Source organism: Rhodococcus sp. BUPNP1 (genome assembly GCF_002215235.1).
GTDB lineage: Bacteria > Actinomycetota > Actinomycetes > Mycobacteriales > Mycobacteriaceae > Rhodococcus.
In genome coordinates, this window is record NZ_NERM01000007.1 from 11820 (window position 1) to 31730 (window position 19911).

2 protein-coding genes are annotated in these 19911 nt (G+C 70.6%); both read left to right on the plus strand.

The genetic code is table 11. The features are described 5' to 3' along the window. The first annotated feature begins 30 nt into the window (after positions 1 to 30). Entirely contained in the window at positions 31 to 5871 is a 5841-nt protein-coding gene (locus B9C99_RS08880) for a non-ribosomal peptide synthetase (RefSeq protein ID WP_088897608.1), read from the plus strand. A 183-nt stretch (positions 5872 to 6054) separates the two neighbouring features. Beyond that, on the plus strand, positions 6055 to 19875 hold the full coding sequence (locus tag B9C99_RS08885) for a non-ribosomal peptide synthetase (protein ID WP_253250016.1): 13821 nt from the start codon (positions 6055 to 6057) through the stop codon (positions 19873 to 19875). The last annotated feature ends 36 nt before the right edge of the window (positions 19876 to 19911 follow it).

Here is a 19911-nt window from a genome sequence, read left to right on the forward strand (position 1 = left end):
ACCGTCCCCCGGCGCGAAGCGGGGAGTGGTATGACGACGAATGCGATGGACTTCGACTCGGCCCCCTCGGACGAGGGATCCGTTTCCGGGATCCGCACGTCGAGCAGGCCTCGGAGATTGCGCCGCAGCGCACCGACCGCATCGTTGGCCCATCTGCTTGCCGTCGCCGTCGAACGGAATCCGGACGGTATCGCCGTCGTCTCCGAATCCGGCGCTCTCACCTACCGCGAACTCGACGCGGCATCGTCACGCCTTGCACGTCTTCTGATCTCGCGCGGAATCGGTCCCGAGGACCGCGTGGCACCGTTCCTCACTCGCTCGCTCGAATCCGTCCTCGCGACCTGGGCGGTGGCGAAGACCGGCGCGGCGTTCGTGCCCGTCGACCCCACCTACCCTGCCGATCGCATCGCCTACATGCTGAACGATTCGGGGGCCGGGCTCGTCCTGACCACCGAGGAACACGCCGGCGCGCTGCCGGGAGAGGCACCCGCACTCGTGCTCGACTCGGCCGAGGTGCGCGCCGATTCGGCCGGGATGTCCTCGGAGCCCGTCTTCTTCGACGAGCGACGCGGTGTCGTCCGCGCGGAGAACGCGGCGTACGTCATCTACACGTCCGGCTCGACCGGTCGCCCCAAGGGCGTCGTGGTGACGCATTCGGGACTCGCCAACTTCTGCGCCGAACAAGTGGAGCGCTACGGGCTCTCGCCGCAGTCGCGCACATTGCATTTCGCGTCACCGAGTTTCGACGCCTCCGTGCTGGAACTCCTGCTGGCGGTGGGTGCGTCGTCGACGATGGTCGTCGCCCCGCTGACCGTCTTCGGCGGAACCGAGTTCGCGGACGTCGTGCGGAAGCACGGGGTCACACACGCATTCGTCACACCCGCTGCGCTGGCCTCGGTGGACCCGGCCGGTCTCGAGGTACTCGGCACCGTCGCGGTGGGCGGCGAGGCGTGCCCGCCCGAACTCGTGACGCGATGGGCGCCGGGCCGCCGCTTCCACAACGTCTACGGACCCACCGAGACGACCATCGTCTCGAACATCTCCGAACCCCTCACCCCGGGCGACCGGGTGACGATCGGACCTCCCATCGGCAATGTCACGGAGACCGTGCTCGATTCGCGACTCCACCCCGTCCCCGTCGGTGTCGCGGGCGAACTCTACACAGCAGGGCCGGGGGTGGCCCGCGGGTATCTCGGTCGCCCAGGGCTCACCGCAGCGCGATTCGTCGCAGCGCCGGGAGGTGCGCGGATGTACCGCACCGGCGACGTCGTGCGCGGACCCGAGACGCCCTCGTCGGGCATCGTCTACGTGGGCCGTAACGACTTCCAGGTCAAGGTCCGCGGATTCCGCATCGAACTCGGGGAGATCGACGCCGCACTCGCGTCGCACCCGGGGGTCGACTTCGCCCTCACCGTCGGCCGCGAGACCCCTGCCGGGGAGACCCAACTCGTCTCCTACGTGCACGGCACCGACGGCCCGCCCGATCCGGGCAGCCTCGTCGAACACGTCGCCGGCGTGCTCCCGACGTACATGGTCCCCGCCGCGGTCGTGCCCCTCGACCGCATCCCGCTGACCCCTTCCGGGAAGGTCGACCGCGCGGCACTTCCCGAGGTGGGAACGACCGTCGCCGAATTCCGCGCTCCCGTCACCGCTTCCGAGAAGGCCGTCGCCGATGTCTTCGCCGATGTCCTCGGTGTGGACCGGGTCGGACTCGACGACGACTTCTTCGATCTCGGCGGCAACTCGCTCCTCGCGACGTCCGTCGTCGGCCGCCTCCGGGCGCGTCTCGGCGTCACCGTCCGCGCGGCCGCGCTGTTCGACGAGCCGACCGTCGCGGCACTCGCCCGGCACCTCGACGCGGCCGGCTCCGATCGCGCGGTACCGCTCGTCGCCGGCCCGCGACCCGCACACCTGCCGCTGTCCTACGCGCAACAGCGCATGTGGTTCCTCAACCGCCTCGATCCCGAATCCGCCCTGTACAACATCCCTCTCGCGGTGCGTCTGACCGGTGGACTCGACGTCGACGCGATGCGCGCGGCGTTCGCCGACCTCGTCGAGCGCCACGAGACCCTCCGTACCGTCTACCCCGAGATCGACGGTGTGGGTGAGCAGCGCATCCTCGAACCGGGAGCACGCGTCGTCGACGTTCCGGTCGAGCAGGTGCCCGCCGGCGAGTTGCCGGAGCATCTCGCGCGCGTCGCGGGCCGCGGATTCGACGTCACGGCCGAGGTTCCGGTCCGTGCGCACCTGTTCGCGACCGCACCCGACGAGCACGTGCTCGTTCTCGTCCTGCACCACATCGCCGGCGACGGCACCTCGCTCGCGCCGCTCGTGCGCGACCTCGTCACCGCGTACACCGCACGTGTCGGTGGGCACGCGCCCGACTGGGCGCCGCTGCCGGTGCAGTACGCCGACTACACGCTGTGGCAACGGGAGGTCCTCGGCACCGACGACGACCCCGAATCGATCGCGGGCCGTCAGCTCGCGTACTGGACGGACGCGCTCGCCGGTGTCCCCGAGCATCTCGATCTCGCCACCGACCACGTGCGACCTGCGATCCTCGGCGCGGGCGGCGGTGCCGTGCGCGTCGAACTCGAGGACGACGTCCACGAGGCGATCACCGGCCTCGCCCGCCGGGCGGGAACCACCCCGTTCATGGTCGTGCACGCCGCACTCGCCGCACTCCTCGCACGCCTGTCGAACACCCACGACGTCGTGATCGGGACCCCGGTCGCCGGGCGTTCGGCGCCCGAACTCGACGGTGTCGTGGGCATGTTCGTCAACATGCTCGCGCTGCGCACCGAGGTCGATCTCGGCGGCACCTTCGCCGATCTGCTCGAGCAGGCCCGCACCGTCGACATCGACGCCTTCGACCACGCCGACATCCCGTTCGAACGGCTCGTCGAGGTGCTCGACCCCGTTCGGTCGCCGTCCCGGCACCCCCTCTTCCAGGTCGGGTTGTCGTACCACAACTTCACCATCGACACGCTCGAGCTGCCGGGCCTGCGTGTGGAGGCGCTCGACGCGTCGTCCTCGTCGGTCCGTTTCGACCTGCACGTGACGATCGTCGACAAGGGCATCGACGGCGGGCCGGGTGGATTCGACATCGAATTCGGTTACGCCACCGACCTGTTCGAGGAAGCCTCGATCCGGCGAATGGTCGACCGCTACCTGCGCATCCTGCGCTCCGTCGCCGAGGACGCCGACGTCGTCGTCGGCGACATCGACCTGCACGAGCCCGACCAGCTCGCCGCGATGCTCGAAGCCTGGGAGGCCGAGCAGATCGCGGTGGGCCCCGGCCGGACCCTCGCCGACCTGTTCGACGATCAGGCCCGCACGACGCCCACGGCATGCGCGCTCGTCGACGCGAACGGCGAACTCACCTACGGGGACTTCGCGGACCGGGTCCGACGCCTCGCGCGGATGCTGATCGAGCACGGCGTCGGTCCCGAGACGGTCGTCGCGCTCCCGATCCGACGTTCGATCGACCTCGTCGTCGCGATGTACGCGGTCGTCGAGGCCGGCGGCGCGTATCTGCCGCTCGACCCCGACCACCCGCGCGAACGCGTCGAGTACATCCTCGGATCCGCCGACCCCGCCTGCATCCTCACCACGAGCCGCGACCGCCTCGACCTGCCCGGCGACCGGCCGACCATCGAGGTCGACACCGTCGACCTCGCCGCCTACAGCGGCAAGGAGATCCGCAACGCCGACCGCCTCGCTCCGCTGCGCGCGAGCAACGCCGCCTACGTGATCTACACGTCCGGGTCGACGGGACGGCCGAAGGGCGTCGTCGTGCCGCACGAGGCGATCGTCAACCAGCTCGTCTGGAAGCGGAAGGAATACCGCCTCGGTGTGGGCGACGCCGTCCTGCTCAAGACCGCAGCGACCTTCGACCTGTCGGTGTGGGAGTTCTGGTCGTCGCTGACCTCCGGCGCGAAACTCGTCGTCGCCGCACCCGACGGCCACCGCGACCCGGCCTACCTCAACGACCTGATCCGCCGCGAGCACGTGACGACCCTGCACGTCGTGCCCTCGATGCTCGACGCGTTGCTCGACGACGCCGACGGAGAACTGCCCGACTCGCTGCGACGAGTGCTCGCGATCGGTGAGGTGCTTCCCGTCGACACGGCCGAACGCACCCTCGAACGGTCGGACACCGACCTCGTCAACCTGTACGGGCCGACGGAGGCGGCGGTCTCGGTGACCGCGCACCGCGTCACCGAGACGGGGGAGAGCTCGGTTCCGATCGGCGGCCCGATCCCCAACACGCAGGTCTTCGTCCTCGACGAGCGGCTGCACCCGGTGCCCCCGGGAGTGGCCGGGGAGCTCTACCTCGCAGGAACCCAGCTCGCGCGCGGCTACTCCGGCCGACCGGAACTGACCGCCGAGCGGTTCGTCGCCAACCCCTTCGGCGACCCCGGCACACGCCTGTACCGCACCGGCGACCTCGTGCGCTGGCGGTTCGACGACGATCAGCTGTCGGGCACGCTCGAATACCTCGACCGGGCCGACTTCCAGGTGAAGGTGCGTGGTTTCCGCATCGAGCTCGGGGAGATCGAGTCCGCGCTGCGGGCGCTGCCGCAGATCCGCGACGCGGTGGTGACGGTGCAGCACGGCGACCGGATCGTCGCCTTCGTCGTCCACACCGGCGGAGCCCCCGACATCACCGCGATCCGCGGCGCGCTGGCGCGGACGCTGCCGTCCTACATGGTCCCGCAGGGCTTCGTGACCCTCGACGCCCTCCCGCTGAACGTCAACGGCAAGGTCGACCGCAAGGCCCTCCCGGAGGCGGAGGTCGTCACGGCGCCCTACCGCGCCCCGCGCACCGGCACGGAGGCGACGGTCGCGTCGGTCTACGCCGAAGTGCTCGGCAGCGACGACCCGGTCGGTCTCGACGACGACTTCTTCGGTGTCGGCGGCAACTCGCTCAGCGCGGTCAAGGTCGCCGCGCGGTTGCGCGACCGCCTCGATGCCCACGTCGAGCTGCCGTGGCTGTTCCTGCACCCGGGTGTGGAGGAACTCGCCGCGCGGATCGACTCGCACAGCACGTCCGAGACGGACACGCTCGGCACTGCCGGGCTCGACCCGCTGCTGCCGCTGCGTTCCGGTGGGGACGGTGCACCGGTGTTCTGCATCCACCCCGTCACCGGCCTCGCGTGGGGCTTCGCCGGCCTCGTGCCGTATCTCGGCGACCGCCCGGTCTACGGCCTGCAGTCGCCCGCGCTCGGCGAGGCGGGCGACCTGCCCGGCGACATCGAGACGTGGGCGGACGAGTACGTCCGGCTCATCCGGCAGACGCACCCGCACGGCCCTTACCACCTCGTCGGATGGTCCATGGGCGGCATCCTGGCCCACGCCGTCGCGGTCCGGCTGCGACGGGCGGGGGAGCAGGTCCCGACCCTCGCGATCCTCGACGCCTACCCCGAGACCGGGGCCGCGCGGACCGACGCGCAGCGCACCGCGGCCACCGCCCCGACGGTCGCGAACGTACTCGGCATCCCGGCCGAGGGCCCGGCTGCGGAGATCCCCCTCACCGAGCTCACCGCCGAGAGCGCGCAGCAGGTGGTGCAGGCTCTGCCGGCGCCGTTCGACAGCCTCTCCCCGGAACGGATCACCCGGATCGTCGAGGGCGTCCGGCACTCGTACTCGGTCCTCGCGGTGCATCGTCCCGAGGTCTACGACGGTGACCTCACGGTCTTCGTCGCCGAGACCGATCGCCCGATGTCCTCCACCGAGGCCTGGTATCCCTACGTGAACGGGCTGGTGACCACGCGTGAGGTGCCGGTCTCCCATTGGGACATGGCCACCAGGAAGGCGTGGGCGGTCATCGGACCTGCCATCGGTCGCCGTCTCGACGAGAGGCGCTGACCGGCCACAACTCGACATCCCGCCACGGTGGGGCGGCCCGGACCGGGTCGTCCCACCGTGACGTGCGCGCCCACGGCCGTAACATGGCTCTCCGGCCGCCGATGCTCTAATGGGCACATGACTGCCCGGTAACAACCGGGTGGCCGCGGCCGGAACGGGACGTACGAGGGATCGGGACCAGTGGTGAGTGAAGCCTTGCGTAAGGTCGGCGAGCAGGGGGCCGAGGGGAACGGTGGAGCCACCGGCGGTGCTCGTATCGAAGCCTCCGGCGATGCCCGCCCTGCGGCAACCGAGCGGCGGCGGCCACGCAGGCGTCCCGAGCGTCGCGGAGCCAGGGCCGCGCTGCTTCCCCAGCTGATCACCGCTGCCGTCGAACGCGACCCCTCCGCGACCGCAGTGGTCGAGGACGACCGTTCGCTCACCTACGCCGAGCTCGACGAGGCGTCGTCGCGTCTCGCGCGGTATCTCATCGGCCTCGGTGTCGGTCCCGAGGACGTCGTCGCGCTCGCGATCGCCCGGTCGATCGACTCGGTGCTCGCTACCTGGGCGGTCGCGAAGACCGGTGCCGCCTTCGTGCCCGTCGACCCGAACTATCCCGCCGACCGCGTCGAGCACATGACGGTCGACTCCGGCGCGGCACTCGGCCTGACCCTCGCCGAGAACGAACCCGCCCTGCCCTCCACGACCCGATGGATCGCACTCGACGACCCCGCGATCGCGCAGCAACTCGCGGCTCTTCCGTCCGAGCCCGTCTCGTTCGACGAACGGGTACGGACGCTGCGGGTCGAGAACACGGCATACATCATCTACACCTCGGGGTCGACGGGACGGCCGAAGGGCGTCGTCGTGACCCATTCGGGTCTGGGGAACTTCTGCACCGAGCAGGTGGAGCGGTACGCCCTGACCTCCGACTCGCGCACGCTGCACTTCGCGTCCCCGAGCTTCGACGCCTCGATCCTCGAACTGCTGCTGGCGATCGGCGCCTCGTCGACGATGGTGATCGCCCCGACCTCCGTGTACGGCGGCGAGGAGTTCGCTGAACTCGTTGTGCGACAGGGCGTCACGCACGCCTTCGTCACGCCGGCCGCGCTGGCCTCGGTCGACCCGACGGGCCTGGAGGTGCTCGACTGCATCGTTGTCGGCGGTGAAGCGTGCCCTCCGGATCTGGTGGAGCGGTGGGCTCCGGGCCGACGATTCTTCAACGGCTACGGTCCGACCGAGACGACCATCATGACGAACATCTCGGACCCGCTGGCTCCGGATGACCAGATCACGATCGGTGCGCCCATCAGGAACACCACCGCGCACGTGCTGGACACGCGACTGCACGCCGTTCCGGCCGGAGTGACGGGCGAGCTCTACCTGTCGGGCCCGGGCGTGGCCCGCGGATACCACCGACGACCGGAGCTGACCGCCGCCCGGTTCGTCGCGGCCCCCGGCGGCGCGCGCATGTACCGTTCCGGCGACCTCGTCCGCGGACCCCGCGACGCCGCATCACCCATCGTCTACATCGGCCGGAACGACTTCCAGGTCAAGGTCCGCGGCTTCCGCATCGAACTCGGCGAGATCGACGCCGTGCTGGCGTCCGCGCCAGCAGTGGACTTCGCGGCGACGCTCGCGCGGACGGGCCCGTCCGGGCAGACCCAGCTGGTCGCGTACGTGCACGCCGCGCCCGGCGCGACGGTCGACCCGCAGGAACTGTCGGCCCTCGCTGCGGAGCGCCTCCCGGCCCACATGGTGCCCTCGGCGATCGTGCCGATCGACGAGATCCCCCTCTCGCCCACCGGCAAGCTCGACCGCGACGCGCTGCCCGATCCGGGACCGATCGTCACCGAGTTCCGGGCCCCGGAGACCGGCACCGAGCTCGCGATCGCCGCAGTGTTCGCCGACGTGCTGGGACTCGACTCCACGCGGGTCGGTCTCGACGACGACTTCTTCGATCTCGGCGGCAACTCGCTGGTCGCCACGCGGGTGGCGGCGCGGTTGAGCGAGCGCCTCGGCGTGCGGGTGCCTGCACGCCTGCTCTTCGAGGGTTCGACGGTTGCGCAGCTCGCGGCCCTGGTCGAACCCCTCACCGGTGACGACCGGATCCCCCTCGTGGCCGGTCCGCGCCCCGAGACGATCCCCCTCTCGCTCGCGCAGCAGCGCATGTGGTTCCTGAGCAGATTCGACACCGCCTCGGCCGCGAACAACATCCCCGTCGCACTGCGTCTGCGCGGGACACTCGACACCGAAGCGCTCGGCGCCGCGGTCGCCGACCTCGTCGAACGTCACGAGACGCTCCGCACCGTCTATCCGGACCACGACGGGGTGGGCAGTCAGCTGATCCTGCCCGCCTCTGAAGCGACACCGACGCTGCGGGCCGAGGACGTCACGGAGGCCGAGGTGCACGGCCGGGTGGTGCGCGCGGTGACGACCGGCTTCGACGTCACCGCCGAGGTCCCGCTGCGCCTCGAACTGCTCCGCATCTCGCGCGACGCCGCCGGCGTCACCACGGCGCAGGACGAGCACGTCCTGATCATCGTCGTCCACCACATCGCCGCCGACGGCACGTCCATCGAGCCGTTCGTGCGCGATCTCGTCACCGCCTACTTCGCCCGCACGTCGGGCACGGCGCCCGGTTGGGAACCGCTGGCCGTGCAGTACGCGGACTACACCCTGTGGCAGCGCGCGGTCCTCGGCGACGAGGACGATCCGGAGTCGACGATCTCGAAGGAGATCGCCTACTGGACTTCAGTTCTCGCCGATCTGCCGGATCGTCTCGAACTGCCCACCGACCGGCCCCGTCCGGTCGAGGCGTCGGGTCGCGGTGCCACCGTCGAGTTCGAGATCGACCCGGCCCTGCACGAGGCCGTCGTCGAACTCGGCCGGGCGGCAGGATGTTCGCCGTTCATGGTCGTCCACGCCGCCTTCGCCGTTCTGCTGTCCCGGATCTCGGGTGCGAGCGACATCGCGATCGGCACCCCGGTCGCGGGCCGCGGCGAGCAGGCGCTCGACGATCTGATCGGCATGTTCGTCAACACGCTCGTGCTGCGGACCACCGTCACGCCCGATCGGACGTTCGCCGACGTCCTGCGCGAGGTCCGCGCCTCGGACATCGACGCGTTCGCCCACGCCGACCTGCCGTTCGAGCGGCTCGTGGAGGTCCTCGACCCCGTTCGTTCCGCCGGTCACCATCCGCTCTTCCAGGTGGCCCTGTTCTTCCAGAACATGGAACAACCCGAACTCGCCCTGCCCGGACTGGACGTCGAGCCGGTGGATCTCGGTGGCAGCATCGCCAAGTTCGACCTGCAGCTCACCGTCGGACCGCGGGAGGTCGAGGGACGGCCGGCCGGTATGGGCGCCCAGTTCACGTACGCCACGGACCTTTTCGACGAGGCGACGGTGCGGTCGCTCGCCGTCCGCCTCGTGACGGTTCTCGAAGCGCTCACCGGCGACGTCGACACGGTTGTCGGTGACGTCGACCTGCTGGCCGCGCCGGAGCGGCAGACGCTCACCGTCGAGGTGAACGCCACCGAACGTCCGGTGGCCGCGCAGACCCTGCTCTCGCGCTACCGTGCGCAGGTCGCCTCGACCCCGGACGCCACCGCGGTCGTCTTCGGCGACGACGCGCTCACCTACGCGGAGTTCGATGCGCTGGTCAACCGACTCGCCCGTCACCTGATCTCGGGGGGTGTCGGACCCGAATCGCTCGTCGCACTGGGCATCCGGCGTTCGATCGACCTGGTCGTCGCCATGTACGCCGTCGTCACGGCGGGTGGCGCCTACGTGCCGCTCGACCCCGACCACCCGGCCGACCGGATCGGTCATATCCTCGACACCGCACGACCGGTGTGCGTACTGAGCACCACCGCCGACGCCGGCGACCTTGTTACCGCCGACGTCGGCGACCTTGTTACCGCCGACGCCGACGACCTTCCCGCCGGCGTCGAGGTGATCCTCGTCGACGACCCTGATCTGCCCGAACTGTCAACAGAGCCGGTGCGCGAGGACGAACTGCGGGGCGCCGTCCGGCCGGCCTCGCCGGCCTACGTGATCTTCACGTCCGGATCCACCGGACGTCCGAAGGGTGTGTCCGTCCCGCACGAGGCGATCGTCAACCAGCTCGAGTGGATGGCCGCGGAGTACGACATCTCGGCCGACGACGTGTACCTGCAGAAGACCGCCACGACCTTCGACGTGTCGCTGTGGGGCTACTTCCTGCCGCTGTGCACCGGCGGAACGCTCGTCGTCGCGACCCACGACGGTCACCGCGACCCGGCCTACGTGGCCGACGCGATCGTCCGGTACGGCGTCACGCTCACGGACTTCGTCCCGTCCATGCTCACCGTCTTCGCCGCCCACGCCCCGGCGGGCAGCTGCGCCGGCCTGCGCCACGTCTTCGTCATCGGCGAGGCCCTGCCGCCGGAGACCGTGACGGCCTTCCGGCGTCTCGGTGACGCGGCGGTCCACAACCTCTACGGCCCCACCGAGGCCGCGGTCTCGGCGACCTACTGGCCCGCCGAGGACGGCGACCATTCCGTGCCGATCGGTGTTCCCGAAGCGAACGTGCAGGTGTACGTGCTGGATTCGCGTCTGCGTCCCACCCCCGTGGGAACGCCGGGCGAGCTGTATCTCGGCGGCGTGCAACTCGCGCGCGGCTACGAGAAGCGCCCCGACCTCACGTCCGACCGGTTCGTCGCGAGCCCCCTCGGGGTGCGGGGAAGCAGGATGTACCGCACCGGCGACCTCGTGCGGTGGCGCCGCACCGCCGACGGTGCCCTCGTCCTGGACTATCTCGGACGCACCGACTTCCAGGTCAAGTTCCGCGGTCAGCGCATCGAACTCGGCGAGATCGAGACGGCGCTGCTCGGCTGCGCCGAGGTGAGCCAGGCCGTCGCGCTCGTCGTGCCGACACCGACCGGTGAGCAGCTGGTCGCCTACGTCGTGCCGGCACCCGAGCACACCGTCGACAAGGCGGTGCTGCTCGACGCGGTGCGCAGCGTCCTGCCGTCGTACATGGTGCCGTCGGCGGTCGTCGTGCTCGACGCGTTCCCGCTCAACACCAGCGGTAAGCTCGATCGCAAGGCCCTACCGGAACCCGTCTTCGAGGTCCGCGAATTCCGCGCTCCCCGCACCCCGATCGAGGAGATCGTCGCGAACGTCTACGCCGACGTCCTCGGCGTCGACCGGGTCGGACGCGACGACCACTTCTTCGACCTCGGCGGCAACTCGCTCGTCGCCACGCAGGTCGCTGCGCGACTCGGGGCCGCACTCGGCATGCGCGTCGCGGTGCGGTCGCTCTTCGAACACCCCGTCGTCGAATCCCTCGCCGCCCACATCGAGTCGTCGACGGCCGGTGCCGCAGCCGTCCCGCTCACGGCACGCACCCGGCCCGACCACGTGCCGCTCTCGCTGGCGCAGCAGCGGATGTGGTTCCTCAACCGGTTCGAACCGGATTCGGCGGTGAACAACCTGCCGCTCGTGATCCGGCTGCGCGGATCGCTGGATCTCGACGCCCTGCGCGGTGCCGTCGGCGACGTGGTGCTGCGGCACGAGTCCCTGCGGACCGTCTACCCGGAGACCGACGGCATCGCCCACCAGGTCGTCCTCCCGGCGGCGTCCGTCGTTCCCGACATCGAACCGTCCGAGGTCGATCCTGCCGACATCCTGGACGAGGTCGCCGCGATCCTCGATGCCGGTTTCGACGTCACGGCGGAGGTCCCGCTGCGGATCCGGCTGCTGCGTCTCGCCGACGACGACCACGTGCTCGTCGTGGTGCTCCACCACATCAGCGGTGACGGTTTCTCGATGGGCCCGCTCGCCCGCGACGTCATGGTCGCATACAGCGCCAGAACCGAAGGGCTGCAGCCGAACTGGGCGCCGCTTCCCGTCCAGTACGCCGACTACACCCTGTGGCAGCGGGAGGTGCTCGGCTCCGAGGACGACCCGGAGTCCCCCATCGCCCGCCAGCTCGCCTACTGGCGTCACGCCCTGAAGGGCATCCCGGAGCAGATCGACCTGCCCGCCGACCGTCCGCGGCCCGCGGTCGCCTCGGGCAGGGGTGCGAACACCGCCGTGGAGATCGACGCGCGGACGCACGCGGCACTCGATCGTCTCGCGCGCGAGCGCGGCGCGTCGCTGTTCATGGTCTTCCACAGCGCCCTGGCGGCCGTCCTCGCGCGGCTGTCGGGCACCGAGGACATCGTGATCGGCGCCCCCATCGCCGGACGCGGTGAGCAGCTGCTCGACGACATGATCGGCATGTTCGTCAACACGCTCGTGCTGCGCAGCGAGGTGCGCCCCTCCGACACCTTCGCCGACCTCCTCGGACGGGTGCGCGAGAGCGACCTCGGGGCGTTCGGGCACGCCGACCTGCCGTTCGAACGGCTCGTGGAGGTCCTCGACCCGGAACGGTCGCAGGCGCGCCACCCGTTGTTCCAGATCGCTCTGACCTTCCAGAATCTCGGGCAGTCCCGCTTCGAACTGCCGGGCCTGGCCGTCGAAGGTTTCGACGTCCCGGTCGCCCACGCCAAGTTCGACCTGCAGGTCACCGTCGTCGAGCGGTTCGACGCGGACGGCGCTCCCGGCGGCCTCGACGTCGTGCTGACCTACGCCGTCGACCTGTTCGACGAGGCGACGATACGCAGCTTCGGCGACCGTCTCGGTCGCATGCTCGCCGCGGTGGCGACCGATCCCGAGTCCGTGATCGGCGACGTCCCGCTGCTCGACCCGGCCGAACGCACCGAGGTGCTCGAGGCGTGGAACGAGCCCGGTACCCGAGTCCCCGACGTCACGCTCGTGGACCGCTTCCGCGAGGCCGCCGAGGCGCACCCGGATTCGGTCGCCGTGACCTTCGGCGACCGGCAGCTCACCTACGCCGAACTGTCCGCGCGGGTCAACCGCCTCGCGCGCGAACTCGTCGACCGCGGTGTCCGTCCCGACGCCCTCGTCGGAGTCGCGTTGCCGCGCACGGAGGAACTCGTCGTCGCGCTGCTCGCGGTGCAACAGGCCGGCGGTGGCTATCTGCCGATCGACCTCACCTACCCGGCCGAGCGTCTGACCTTCATGCTCGAGGACGCGGCGCCGGTGTGCGTGCTCGTGGCGGGGGAGCCGGACGTGCTGCCCGCCACCGACGTCCCGGTGATCGACCTCGAACGGCTCGACCTGTCGACGCGATCGGCCGATCCGCTTTCCGACGACGAGCGTGCGATGCCGCTGCGCAGCGACCACCTCGCCTACGTCATCTACACCTCCGGCTCCACGGGCCGGCCCAAAGGCGTGCAGATCCCGCACCGCACGGTGCTCGAACTCTTCGAGAACACCGCGCCCGCATTCGGATTCGACGCCGACGACGTGTGGACCCTGTTCCACTCGTACGCCTTCGACTTCTCCGTGTGGGAACTGTGGGGCCCGCTGCTCCACGGCGGTCGCCTCGTGGTCGTCGACTACCACACCTCCCGCTCCCCGGAGGACTTCCACGCCCTCCTGCGGCGCGAGAAGGTCACGGTGCTCAACCAGACCCCGTCGGCCTTCTACCAGCTCGCCGAGGCGGACGCCGTCGTGGCCGAGCAGGATCCGGACGTGCAACCGCTCTCGCTGCGGTACGTCGTGTTCGGTGGCGAGGCACTGGATCTGCGTCGTCTGGCCGGTTGGTATCAGCGGCACGGGGATTCAGGGCAAGCGCCGCGCCTGGTCAACATGTACGGCATCACCGAGACCACCGTGCACGTCTCGCATCTCGAACTGTCCGCTGCAGACGTCGACAACCAGGCGAGCGCCGTCGGTCGCGCGATCCCCGGCCTCGGCATCTACGTGCTCGACGCCCGTCTGCAGCCCGTCCCGGTGGGCGTGCCCGGCGAGATCTACGTCCGCGGTGGCCAGCTCGCACGCGGCTATCTCGGTCGTGCCGAGCTGACCTCCGGGCGGTTCGTCGCCGATCCCTACGGTGCGCCGGGCTCGCGCATGTACCGCACCGGTGACGTCGCCCGATGGAACGCGCACGGGCAGCTCGAATACGCCGGTCGCAGCGACCTGCAGGTGCAGCTGCGCGGCTTCCGCATCGAACTCGGCGAGATCGAGGCGGCACTGACCGGTGTGGAGGGTGTCGCGCACGCCGTCGCGTCCGTGTGGTCGGACGAGCACACGGGGGACAAGCTCGTCGGTTACGTCGTGCCGCGGGCCGGGCACACGGTCGCCCCGTCCGAGGTGCTCGAACGGGTGGGTGAATTCCTCACCGGTTACATGGTTCCCGATGCGGTGCTCGTGCTCGACGAGTTGCCGCTGACCCCGAACGGCAAGCTCGACCGCAGGTCGCTGCCCGCGCCGGTGTTCACCAGCGACCGCGAGTTCCGAGCGCCGCGAACACCCACGGAGGAGACCATCGCCGAGGTCTTCGCCGACGTGCTCGGTCTCGAACGGGTCGGGATCGACGACTCGTTCTTCGCCCTCGGTGGCGACAGCATCGTGTCGATCCAGCTGGTGTCCCGCGCGAAGGCGCGGGGTGTCGTGTTCACCCCGCGCGAGGTGTTCGAGCAGCGCACGGTGGCCGGTCTCGCCGAAGTGGCGCGCGCCGGAACGGGATCCGAACCGGTGCTGCGCGAACTCGAGGGCGGCGGCGTCGGCGAGATCCCGCTCACCCCGATCGTGCGGTACATGGTCGAGCGTGGCGGCGGTTTCGATCGCTACACGCAGACCATCGCACTCGAACTGCCCGCCGGTATCGGACGCAGCGACGTGGTGGCGACGATCGCCGCCGTGGTGGACCGGCACGACATGCTCCGGGCGTGCTTGCGGAACAACGGTTCCGGTGAGTGGGTGCTGTCGACCTCCGTGCCGGGAAGTGTCGACGTCGATGCGCTCGTGACGCGCGTCGAGGTTCCCGCGGATGCCGGCGACGACCAGTGGGTCGAGATCGCCGCGCGCGAACTCGACGCCGCCGAGGGGCGTCTCGCTCCGTCGCAGGGCATCGTCACGCAGTTCGTCTGGCTCGACCCCGCTGCCGGGGCGACACGGACCGGACGGCTGATCGTGGTGGCGCACCACCTCGTCGTCGACGGGGTGTCGTGGCGGATCCTGGTGCCCGACTTCGTCACCGCGTGGGCCCAGATCGATCACGGGCAGCAGCCCGCCCTCCAGCCCGTCGGCACGTCGTTCCGCACCTGGGCGCACGCCCTCGTCGACGGTGCCGCCGGACGCGTGACGGAACTGCCGTTGTGGACATCCGTTCTCGACGGACCCGACCCGCTGCTCGGCGACCGCCCGTTCGACCCGTCGGTCGACCTGGCGTCGACGGTCGTGAAGGTGCCGGTCCGGGTCGACGCGGCGACCACCGAGACGTTGCTGACCACCCTTCCCGAGCTCTACCACGGCTCGGTCAACGACGTGCTGCTCACGGGTCTCGCACTGGCCCTGGCCGAGTGGCGGCGGGCGCGGGGTACGGACGTGCGATCGGCACTGATCCGTCTCGAGGGCCACGGCCGCGAGGAGGACGTCGTACCGGGCTCGGACCTCTCGCGCACCGTCGGCTGGTTCACGACGATGTTCCCCGTGCGGCTCGACCTGACCGACGTCGACCTCGACGACGCCGCGGCCGGTGGTGCGAGCGCGGGTGCGGCACTGAAGGCGGTCAAGGAGGATCTCCGCCGCGTCCCCGACAAGGGCATCGGCTACGGCCTGCTCCGGTACTGCAACCCCGAGACGTCCGCTCGTCTCGCCGCGACGCCCGCCGGGCAGATCAGCTTCAACTATCTCGGCCGGCTCGACGCCGGTGAGGTCTCGACCGACCGGGGGCCGGAACTCGGGTGGCTGCCCGCCGGCGACCTCGGGGACCTGTCCGGAACCGATGATCCCGACGCCCCGGCCCTCGCCGCCGTCGACATCAACGCCGTCGTCCTCGGAGGCGAACTCGGAGCGAACTTCGGCTACGCGTCCGGTCTGCTCGACCGCGCCGACGTCGAGGACCTCGCACAGCGCTGGGTGCGTGCACTCGAAGCCCTCGCGGCGCACGCCACGCGCCCGGAGGCCGGGGGACGGACCCCGTCCGACCTGTCGCTGGTCGACGTCACCCAACGCGACATCGACCTGTGGGAGTCGCGGTACCGCGGCGCGGCGGACGCCTGGCCGCTCGCTCCGCTCCAGGCCGGCCTGCTCTACCACGCACTCCTGGCGGAGGGGCACTCCGATGCCTACAGCACGCAGGTGCTCGTGCACCTCGCAGGAGTGGTCGACGCGCAGCGGCTGCGCACGGCGGCTGAGGCGCTGCTGGGGCGCTACCCGAACCTCCGCACGGCATTCGTCGCGAGCGAATCGGGCATCCCCGTCCAGGTCGTCGTCGACGAGGTCACCCTGCCGTGGCGCGAGGTCGACATCCGGGGCGAGGACTCCGCAGTACTCGCCGATGTGCTGCGAGCGGAACAGGCCGTCGCGTTCGACATGGCCGAGCCGCCGCTGATCCGCTTCGTCCTCGTCCGCACGGGTGACGACAGTTGGACCCTCGCCGTCACGAGTCACCACATCCTGCTCGACGGCTGGTCGATGCCGCTGTTGATGAAGGACCTGCTGGTGCTCTACGCGACCCGCGGTGATGCGGGCGTCCTCGGCCGGGCACCGTCCTACCGGGCGTATCTCGAGTGGCTCGCGCGTCGCGACCACGAGGCCTCTGTCGACGCGTGGATGCGCTCGCTCGACGGGATCGAGGAGCCCACCCTGCTGGCCGGGGGCAACACCGACGGCACGGGCGGTACCCCGGACGAGCACCGGATCGACCTCGGTCGTGAACGGTCCGATCTCCTCGCGGCCACGGCCACGCGGCTCGGCGTCACGGTCAACACCGTGCTGCAGGGCGCCTGGGCCGTCCTCCTGGCCCGCACGACCGACCGCGACGACGTCGTGTTCGGCACCACCGTGTCGGGCCGGCCCGCGGACCTTCCCGGCGTCGAGGCGATGGTGGGACTGTTCATCAACACCCTCCCGGTGCGGGTGCGCCTCGGCGCCGGCGAGACCGGGCACGATCTGCTCCGCCGCATCCAGGGCGAGCAGGCCGAACTGCTCGATCACCATCACGTCGGGCTCGCCGAGATCCAGCAGCGTGCCGGTACGGGAGCGTTGTTCGACACGCTGCTCGTGTACGAGTCCTATCCGGTCGACCGCAGCGGAATCGAAGCCGCGGGATCGATCGACGGACTCGTCGTCGCCGGTGTCAACGCCCGGGACGCGACGCACTATCCGCTCACGGCCGTCGTCACCTCCGAGGAGGCGTTGACGCTCGCGTTCAAGTACCGCAGCGACATCCTGGCCGCGGAGGACGTGGCGACGCTGGCCGCCAGGTACGTCCGTATCCTCGATGCGCTCGTCGCCGATCCCGACGCCTCGGTGGACTCGCTGCCGTATCTCGACGCGGCCGAGATCGAGGACCTCGCCGACCGGTGGGGCGGACCCGCACTGCCCGCGGTGCCGCTCGGTGATCTGCTCGCGGAGACCGCCGTCCGCAACCCCGACGGCGTCGCGGTCGTCCACGACGGACGCTCGCTGACCTACGCCGAACTCGACGCCCGGTCGTCGCGACTGGCGAGGCTGCTCGTCGGCCGGGGCATCGGGACGGAGGATGTGGTCGCGCTCGGACTGACGCGGTCGTTCGACTCGATCACCGCCGTGTGGGCGGTCGCCCGCGCCGGAGCCGCCTACGTGCCGGTCGATCCGAACTATCCGGCCGACCGTGTCGCCCACATGCTTTCCGACTCGGGGGCCGTCCTCGGCCTCACCGTCTCGGCCGAGCGGGAGCGGCTGCCCGGCGACGTGCAGTGGGTCGACCTGACCGACCCCGCGACGCTCACCGAGCTGGAGGCCCTGTCCGACGAACCGTTCGCCGCGCACGAGAGGGTCCGTCCGGTCCGAGCGGACAACACCGCCTACGTCATCTACACCTCGGGGTCCACGGGCCTTCCGAAGGGCGTCGTGGTGTCGAACTCCGGATTGGCGAATTTCACTGCGGCGCAGCGTGAACACTATGGACTGGATGCCGACACCCGGGCGCTGCACTTCGCGTCGCCGAGTTTCGACGCCTCCATGCTCGAACTGCTCCTCGCCGTGGGCGGAGGCGGCACCCTCGTCGTCGCGTCCCCGGGTATCTACGGAGGCAGCGAACTCGCCGAGCTGATCCGCTCCGAGCGCGTGACGCACGCGTTCATCACCTCCGCGGCGGTCGCCACCCTCGATCCGGAGGGACTCGACGGGCTCCGGGTGCTCGCCGCCGGCGGCGAGGCCGTGCCGCCGGAACTGGTCGCGCGCTGGGCGCCCGGACGGGCGTTCCACAACGTCTACGGTCCGACGGAGACCACGATCGTGACCACGATCAGCGAACCGTTGGCGCCCGGGGACCCGATCACGATCGGAGGACCGATCCGAGGTGTCCGCGCGCTCGTGCTCGACAGGCGCCTGCGGCCGGTGCCGGTCGGTGTGCCCGGCGAGCTGTACATGTCGGGAGTGCAGATCGCACGCGGATACCACCGCAGGCCCGGTCTCACGGCGGAGCGCTTCGTCGCCGATCCGTTCGGATCCGGTGGACGCCTCTACCGCACCGGCGACGTGGTCCGGTGGACCGACGACGGGAAGATCGCCTACGTGGGTCGGTCGGACTTCCAGGTGAAGGTGCGCGGCTTCCGCATCGAACTCGACGAGATCGACGCCGTCCTGCGACACGATCCGAGCGTGGACTTCGCCGTCACCGTCGCCCGCCGGTACGACACCGGCAGTGTCCGGCTCGTCTCGTACGTGACCGCGACGGCCGGCCACGTCGTCGACACGGACGATCTGCTCCGCGCGGCTGCCCGAGCGTTGCCGCAGCACATGGTTCCCGACGACATCGTCGTGCTCGACGCCGTGCCGCTGACGCACGTCGGCAAGCTCGACCGCGCGGCGTTGCCGGAACCGGAGACACGGACCCGCCCGTACCGCGCTCCGCGCACCCACCTCGAGGAGGTCGTCGCGCGGGTGTACGCCGACGCCCTCGACGCCGAGCAGGTCGGTCTCGACGACGACTTCTTCGACCTCGGCGGCAACTCCCTCGTGGCCACCCAGGTGGTCGCGCGGCTGCGCGACGAGACCGGACTGCAGGTCCGCGTCCCGTGGCTGCTGGAGACGCCGACTGTCGCGGCGCTCGCGTCGCGGCTCGCCGCAGCCGTGGACGGAGCGGACGTCGATTCCGCAGGGACCGCGAACGCGGCGTCGGACGTGCTCGTCACGCTGCGTCCGGGCGATGCGACGACACCGGTCTTCTGCTTCCACCCGATGATCGGACTGGCCTGGCCGTATGCGCCTCTGGCAGCGCGACTCGCGACGAGCAGCGCGGTGTACGGCGTACAGACGCCGGCTCTGCGCGAACCCGGCTTCGTCGCGTCCTCGCTCGCCGATCTCGCGCGGAGGTACACGGACGAGATCGTCGCCGCCGCACCCGGCGGCCGATACCGCCTCATCGGATGGTCGCTCGGCGGTGTGCTCGCGCACGCCGTCGCGGTCGAGTTGCAGGCACGCGGACTGCAGGTCGAGGGCCTCGCCCTCATCGACAGCATCCCGCGGATCGACACCGACCGGTTCGCGACCGAACTCGCGGAGAACCTGCGTGCCTTCGGGGTCTTTGTGGACACCACCGCACTCGACGGCGGTCTTCCGCAGGAAGCTGCGGAAGCGCTGGTCCGGGCCGTGCCGGACGGGTTGATCGACCTCGACGTGGAGCGGGTGCAGGGCCTGTTCTCCGCGGCCGTGACCTCGCCCGAACTGATCAACGGTCACGACCCTGAGGTGTTCGCCGGCGACATGGAGTTCTTCAGTGCGACGGAGGAGCACCCGACGGAGGCGGACGCCGCAGATCTGTGGCGACCGTTCGTGTCGGGCCGTATCCGGACCCGGTTCGTGCCGGGTGCGCACGGCGAGATGATGGAGCCGTCCGCCATCGAGATCATCGCGCCGGCGCTCGACGCCGCCACACGGGTGGTCGCCGAAAGTGGAGGAGACCGTCGGTCGCGGTAATGTGCACGAACGATTCGTCGATACACGTTGTGCTGC

Excerpts from the sequence above, each read along its gene's own strand:
- B9C99_RS08880 (WP_088897608.1), top strand. The coding sequence starts at position 31 with ATGACGACGAATGCGATGGACTTCGACTCGGCCCCCTCGGACGAGGGA.